A 6,597-nucleotide genomic window follows, 5' to 3' on the forward strand; every position below is an offset into this window, starting at 1 on the left:
AAGACATTCGCAACCTCCAATGAGCCTGCGCCTTTTCCAAGGTGACGGGCGGAGACGCGAAGTGACCGAGGCCGGTGCTGGCCTAGGAATGAGGAGGTGCAGGGAGTGATCGACTTGTGGCGATGGGGTATCTGTGATTTCTGCGCGGAGGCGGTGAGAGACATGAAAAGCTGCAAGGTTTTAGCAATATTGTCGCTCGCGCTTTTGGGGGCGTGCTCGGCATATTCACAGCCAGGCCCGTATCGTGAGGTTAGGACGGGGCCAAACCTTTACTGCACGATGGATCCGCCAAATCAGCCTGGATGCCCCTAGGATGGGATAGGATGCGCGAACGCCGTCCGTTGCCTTGGCGGTAAATGCAAAGTGGCCGAGGTCGGTGCTGGCTTGATGGTGTAAGTGCCACATGAGGGCGACGAATGCCGCCCTCTGCAAACGTGTGAACAAGGTCTTCAAGCCCACTACTTTTTCAGTATTTTTCAGGAAGTTCGATGGCCTCCCGGTCGGGTTGCTTGGCTGTCATGGATATCTCTTGAACTGGATGCTTGTTGCCGGTATTCATCTGCACCTAACGACATCGCAGGGAGTCAGTCACGTGCAGGATTCGGTTTATATTCTTGGAGCGGGCGGGGTTGCTCTCGCAGTCCTTGCGACTCTGATATATAGATTTTTCAACGCTGATCGATGGCGGGCCGATGTCGAAGCAGACTTCGAGGCGGCGCTTAAACGCATGCACGTCGACAAGTATGAATTTCTTGTGAATCGAACCACAGCACCTAGCTTCGAAGCGTCAGCCGCGTCCTATCGAATTCTACTGGACCAAAAAGGCCAATACTTCCTGTACATGCTGGTGGAAGGCACTACTGGGCAGATCACGACTCTTTCCAAAGAGCGAGCACTCATCGCTGCGAAAATGCACGGTTATGTGAGTTAGATCTGTGGCAATTCCTCAGCCTTGATCACCACTGTCCGTATCGTTCCACCGGTGCTGGTGTCGCGCTTCGCCGCAGCCTCTACCGCCTGGACGGCTGTTGCGCCCATGTCCATAGCCGCGAAGGCGTATGGCGTCCCGCTGCCGATGGCGTATGTGCGATCCATCATGACCGGCGCCTTCCACAGACCTGACGCGTCATCCACGGCAACACTCATCAGCTTGCCACCGTCCAGTACGAGCGCGGAGACATCGATACTGCCTTCAGGCTTGACGCCGAAGTACACGTCCACCAGGCGCTGATAGTCCGAGACTGTGCCTGAGCAGAAGAATTTCACGCCGTCCCGTTCCAAGCATTTCTCGAAGTCGTCATAGGTGATGACGTCTCCCCGAGTGATCTGGGAGTCATAGGCGATTACGCCGTCTTTGCAGGCGATCGTTGTCATTCACCGTCCCCATCTACTGAAGCCGCACCGTCTGAGCCGAGCCCGCCATGGACTCAGCGACGACTTCCGCACTATGAGCGTTGTCGAATTCGCCAATAGTGATGGATGACACCCCTCTCGCACCTCCAGAACTGGGGGCGTCGAGCGTGAAGCAGGTGACGATGTACCTGAACACAGGACGTACACGGTATTCGGTCTTCATGGTTTGTCTCCGGCCTGCGCACAGGCTGAGTATTTTGCGCGCCACGAAACAGGCGCATCTGAGAACGTGGCGCGAATCAGAGCGGCGAAGAAGTGGGGGAGAAGTTTCTGCGCAAGGCCCACGATGGTTACCTGTGCATTCGTGTTCACGACCTCAAGCACACCTTTGGCAGAAGGCTACGTGCAGCTGGTGTGACAGAAGAGGATCGCGAGGCGTTGCTGGGCCATAAGAACGGAAGCATAACCAGTCACTACTCGGCAGCAGAGTTGAATCAGTTGATTGCAGCGGCAAACCAGGTATCAGTAACCGACTCGCGCGCACCAGCGCTGACGATTCTGAAAAGGAGAAATGCATGATGAAAAACGGCAGGGTCACTCGAAAAGTCACTGACCCAGAAACAACAAAGCCGCCAAAAGGCGGCTAAGTCATTGAAATATATGGTCGGGACGGAGTGATTCGAACACTCGACCCCTAGCACCCCATGCTAGTGCGCTACCGGACTGCGCTACGCCCCGACTAGGCGTGAATCTGTTGGTGTTTCTTGCGAAAGCGTCGAGGAATATACCCTAAGCATTTGAATATTGGAAGTATTTGGATGGCTGGCTATTTGCGAAGCACAACCAGTACATCTTCCAGTTCGGCAATCATCTGCCGGATCAACTGCTTGTATTGCAGCGAGTCATCCTTGACCTCATCGCTGGAGAGGCGCAGGCGCGCCCCGCCTATGGTAAAGCCCTGATCGTAAAGAAGAGCGCGGATCTGCCGGATCATCAGCACATCCTGGCGCTGATAATACCGGCGGTTTCCGCGGCGCTTGACCGGATTGAGCTGAGGAAACTCTTGCTCCCAATAACGCAAAACGTGCGGTTTGACCGCGCAGAGCTCGCTTACCTCACCAATGGTGAAGTAGCGTTTGCCTGGAATGGGCGGCAGCTCGTCGTTATGACTTGGTTCCAGCATAAGCCTCAACTCGGGCCTTCAGTTTCTGCCCTGGACGAAAGGTGACCACACGGCGAGCCGTAATCGGGATTTCTTCCCCTGTCTTTGGGTTTCGACCCGGTCGCTGGCGTTTATCGCGCAGATCGAAATTGCCGAATCCGGACAATTTGACCTGCTCGTTATCTTCCAGAGCGTGCCTGATTTCCTCAAAGAACAGCTCAACCAGTTCCTTGGCTTCTCGTTTATTCAGGCCTAGCTCTTCGTACAGACGTTCGGCCATCTCAGCTTTCGTCAGAGCCCCCATACGCTACTTCCTTAACGTGGCGTTTAACCTTTCCTCGAGCGAGGTGAGAATTTGCTGCGTCGAAGCATTTACCTCATCGTCAGTAAGAGTGCGCGATGGATGTTGCCAGGTCAAGCCAACTGCAAGGCTTTTTCTATGCGGATCAATGCCTTTACCCTGATACACATCAAATAGCCTGAGGTCTGTCAGCCATTCCCCTGCATTTTCACGGATCACGTCCAGTACGGCAGTGGCTGCAACCTCGCGATCGGCCAGCAGCGCCAGGTCACGACGGACCTCCGGGAAGCGCGACAACTCGTGGAATTTCGGCAAACGACCTTCGGCCACTTCAGCCAGGATCAGCTCGAACACGAACACCGGACGGTCCAGCCCCAGGGTCTTGGCCAGTTCCGGATGGATCGCGCCGATGAAGCCGACTTCACGACCATCACGCTCGATACGCGCGGTCTGGCCCGGGTGCAGCGCTGGATGCTTGCCTGGCGCGAAGCGGAAATCGTCCAGCGCACCGGAGAAGCCCAGCAGCGCCTCGACGTCAGCCTTGACGTCAAAAAAGTCGACCGCGTCGCGACCTTGTGCCCAGCCTTCCGGCAGACGACTGCCGCAAACCACACCTGCCAGCATAGGCTCTTGCTTCAGGCCGTCCAGTTGACCGACGAAACGCAGACCGCTTTCGAACAGGCGTACACGATCCTGTTGACGGTTGAGGTTGTGCTGCAGCGCCTTGACCAGGCCCGGCCACAGCGAAGAACGCATGGCGGCCATGTCGGCGGAGATCGGGTTGGCCAGCAGCAAAGGCTCGACACCTGGGCTGAACAGTTCGAACCATTTCTGATCGATGAAGCTGTAGGTGATCGCTTCCTGATAGCCGCGGGCAACCAGCAGGCGACGCAGCGCAGGCAGGTCGCCTTTGGCTTCAGGGCGTGCCTGAGGCGCCAGACGGGCTTGCGGGTAGCGGACTGGCAGACGGTTGTAGCCGTACAGGCGCGCCAGCTCTTCGATCAGGTCGACTTCCAGGGAGATGTCGAATCGATGGCTTGGCACTTCAACGCACCACTGCGCACCTTCGGCAGCGACTTTCAGCCCCAGCCCGGTGAGCAGACGCTCGACTTCTGCCGCTTCCATCTTCATGCCCAGCATCTGCTCGATGCGCTCGGCACGCAGTACGACCGGCGCGACCGACGGCAAATGCTGCTCGCTGACGGTTTCGATGACCGGACCGGCTTCGCCACCGGTGATTTCCAGCAGCAAGGCGGTTGCACGCTCCATGGCCTCGCGGGCCAGTTGCCAGTCCACACCGCGCTCGTAGCGATGCGAAGCGTCGGTGTGCAGGCCGTAGGAGCGTGCCTTGCCGGCGACAGCAATCTGGTCGAAGAAGGCACTTTCCAGGAAGATATCGCGGGTCGTGGCGGAAACACCGCTGTGCTCGCCACCCATCACGCCGGCAATGGCCAGCGCGCGCTGGTGGTCGGCGATGACCAGCGTGTCGGCGCGCAGGCTGACTTCCTGGCCGTCCAGCAATACCAGCTTCTCGCCCTCTTCCGCCATGCGCACACGGATGCCGCCGTTGATTTCGGCGAGATCGAATGCGTGCAGCGGCTGGCCCAGTTCCAGCATCACGTAGTTGGTGATGTCGACTGCGGCATCGATGCTGCGCACGTCGGAACGGCGCAGGCGCTCGACCATCCACAGCGGGGTCGGACGGGACAGATCGACATTGCGGATGACACGGCCCAGGTAACGTGGGCAAGCGGCTGGCGCCAACACGTCAACCGGACGGACTTCGTCATGCATCGCAGGCACTGCGGCGACCTGAGGACGGGTGACGACCGCGTCATACAGCGCGCCGACTTCGCGAGCCAGACCGGCTACCGACAGGCAGTCGCCACGGTTTGGCGTCAGATCGACTTCGATGCTGACGTCATCCAGTTCCAGCCAGGCACGGAAATCCTCCCCCACCGGCGCGTCGGCCGGCAGTTCCATCAGACCGTCGTTGCCCTCGCCCACTTGCAGCTCGGCCTGAGAGCAAAGCATGCCGTTGGACTCGACACCGCGCAGCTTGGCCTTCTTGATCTTGAAGTCGCCAGGCAGTTCGGCACCGATCATGGCAAACGGAATCTTCAGGCCCGGGCGCACATTCGGCGCACCGCAGACGACCTGGAAGGTTTCCGCACCATTGCTGACCTGACAAACGCGCAGTTTGTCAGCATCAGGGTGCTGTTCGGTGCTCAGCACTTCACCGACCACGATGCCGCTGAAAACACCGGCAGCCGGGGTAACGCTGTCGACCTCAAGGCCGGCCATCGACAGACGAGCCACCAGCTCGTCACGGGAAACCTGCGGGCTTACCCAGCCGCGCAGCCATTGTTCACTGAATTTCATCCTGTTCTCCTAAAAGTGTTCTGACGGGCTGCGATCTAGCGGAATTGCGCAAGGAACCGCAGGTCGTTGTCGAAGAACAGGCGCAAATCGTTGACGCCGTAACGCAGCATGGCCAGACGCTCCACGCCCATGCCGAAGGCAAAGCCCTGGAACTCTTCCGGGTCGATGCCGGACATGCGCAGCACGTTAGGGTGAACCATGCCGCAGCCCATGACTTCCAGCCAGCCGGTCTGCTTGCAGACGCGGCAGCCTTTGCCGCTGCACATCACGCATTCCATGTCGACTTCGGCGGATGGCTCGGTGAACGGGAAGTACGATGGACGGAAACGTACGGCGAGTTCTTTTTCGAAGAACACTCGCAGGAACTCTTCGATGGTTCCCTTGAGGTCGGCGAAGTTGATGTCGCGATCAACCAGCAGGCCTTCGACCTGGTGGAACATCGGCGAGTGGGTGATATCGGAGTCGCTGCGATACACACGGCCCGGGCAGACGATGCGGATCGGCGGCTTGTTGCCCTCCATGGTGCGGACCTGTACCGGAGAGGTATGGGTGCGCAGCAGCATGTTGGCGTTGAAATAGAAGGTGTCGTGCATCGACCGGGCCGGGTGGTGGCCTGGGATGTTGAGCGCCTCGAAGTTGTGATAGTCGTCTTCGACCTCAGGGCCTTCGGCGATGCCGTAGCCGATATGGGTGAAGAACTGTTCGATACGTTCCAGAGTCCGGGTGACAGGATGCAGACCGCCAGTGGTCTGACCGCGGCCAGGCAGGGTCACGTCAATCGACTCGGCGGCGAGTTTGGCGGCCAGTTCCGCCTCCTCGAACGACGCCTTGCGCGCATTGAGAACCTCTGTGACACGCTCCTTGGCAACGTTGATCAGGGCGCCGACGTGTGGGCGCTCCTCTGCCGGCAAATTCCCCAGGGTCTTCATCACCTGAGTCAATTCACCCTTCTTACCGAGGTAGTGAACCCGGATTTGCTCCAGGGCATTGATATCTTCGGCGCTTTGCACAGCCTCGAGTGCTTGCGAGACCAGCGCGTCCAGGTTTTCCATGTACAGACTCCAGATACGAAATAGGGGAAGAGCTTACAAGGCTCTTCCCCTATCTATGACGTTTAACACCGGCCCCCGAAGGAGCCGGTGATTGCCGGGGACTTAGGCCAGAGAGGCTTTAGCTTTCTCGACAATCGCAGCAAACGCCGCTTTTTCGTTCACTGCCAGATCAGCCAGAACCTTACGGTCGATTTCGATCGACGCTTTTTTCAGGCCAGCGATGAAACGGCTGTAGGACAGACCGTTGATACGCGCACCAGCGTTGATACGAGCGATCCACAGAGCGCGGAACTGACGTTTTTTCTGACGACGGTCGCGGTAGGCTTATTGGCCTGCCTTGATTTCCG

The 6,597-nt window shown here is 58.4% G+C and carries 6 protein-coding genes, 1 tRNA gene and 2 pseudogenes; 2 read left to right on the plus strand and 7 right to left on the minus strand.

Features of this window, described 5'->3' with window-relative positions; translation table 11 throughout:
* Positions 1–403 precede the first annotated feature (403 nt).
* Complete coding sequence (locus tag ACIPL0_RS09650) at positions 404–931, plus strand: hypothetical protein (RefSeq protein ID WP_400600633.1); 528 nt, start codon at positions 404–406, stop codon at positions 929–931.
* Here the strand turns inward: ACIPL0_RS09650 and ACIPL0_RS09655 are convergent.
* Entirely contained in the window at positions 928–1,374 is a 447-nt protein-coding gene (locus ACIPL0_RS09655; RefSeq protein ID WP_400600635.1) for a proteasome subunit beta, read from the minus strand. The genes ACIPL0_RS09650 and ACIPL0_RS09655 overlap by 4 nt on opposite strands.
* Positions 1,375–1,645: 271 nt before the next feature.
* Here ACIPL0_RS09655 and ACIPL0_RS09660 point away from each other — a divergent pair.
* Positions 1,646–1,932: pseudogene (locus ACIPL0_RS09660) on the plus strand (site-specific integrase); the annotation flags it as partial.
* A gap of 82 nt (positions 1,933–2,014) precedes the next feature.
* On the opposite strand, the gene ACIPL0_RS09665 reads toward ACIPL0_RS09660, so the two are convergent.
* From ACIPL0_RS09665 to rplT, 6 genes and pseudogenes are all read right to left on the minus strand, one after another.
* Positions 2,015–2,091, minus strand: a tRNA-Pro gene (locus ACIPL0_RS09665).
* An 88-nt stretch (positions 2,092–2,179) separates the two neighbouring features.
* A complete protein-coding gene (locus ACIPL0_RS09670; RefSeq protein WP_400599964.1) occupies positions 2,180–2,536 on the minus strand; it encodes a MerR family transcriptional regulator in 357 nt (118 codons plus the stop codon).
* Positions 2,517–2,819 carry an integration host factor subunit alpha gene (gene ihfA, locus ACIPL0_RS09675; protein WP_002553164.1) on the minus strand — a complete coding sequence of 101 codons (303 nt, stop codon included), beginning with the start codon at positions 2,817–2,819 and terminating at the stop codon, positions 2,517–2,519. Before ihfA ends, ACIPL0_RS09670 begins: the two co-directional genes overlap by 20 nt.
* A 3-nt stretch (positions 2,820–2,822) precedes the next feature.
* The gene (pheT, locus tag ACIPL0_RS09680) at positions 2,823–5,198 is read right to left on the minus strand and encodes a phenylalanine--tRNA ligase subunit beta (protein ID WP_400599962.1); all 2,376 of its coding nucleotides are present in this window, start codon (positions 5,196–5,198) and stop codon (positions 2,823–2,825) included.
* 35 nt (positions 5,199–5,233) lie between these two features.
* Positions 5,234–6,250 carry a phenylalanine--tRNA ligase subunit alpha gene (gene pheS, locus ACIPL0_RS09685; protein WP_400599960.1) on the minus strand — a complete coding sequence of 339 codons (1,017 nt, stop codon included), beginning with the start codon at positions 6,248–6,250 and terminating at the stop codon, positions 5,234–5,236.
* A gap of 102 nt (positions 6,251–6,352) precedes the next feature.
* A pseudogene (rplT, locus tag ACIPL0_RS09690) lies at positions 6,353–6,597 on the minus strand (50S ribosomal protein L20); the annotation flags it as partial.

Origin of the sequence: Pseudomonas sp. NPDC090208 (assembly GCF_044746785.1) — a bacterium.
Classification (GTDB): domain Bacteria; phylum Pseudomonadota; class Gammaproteobacteria; order Pseudomonadales; family Pseudomonadaceae; genus Aquipseudomonas.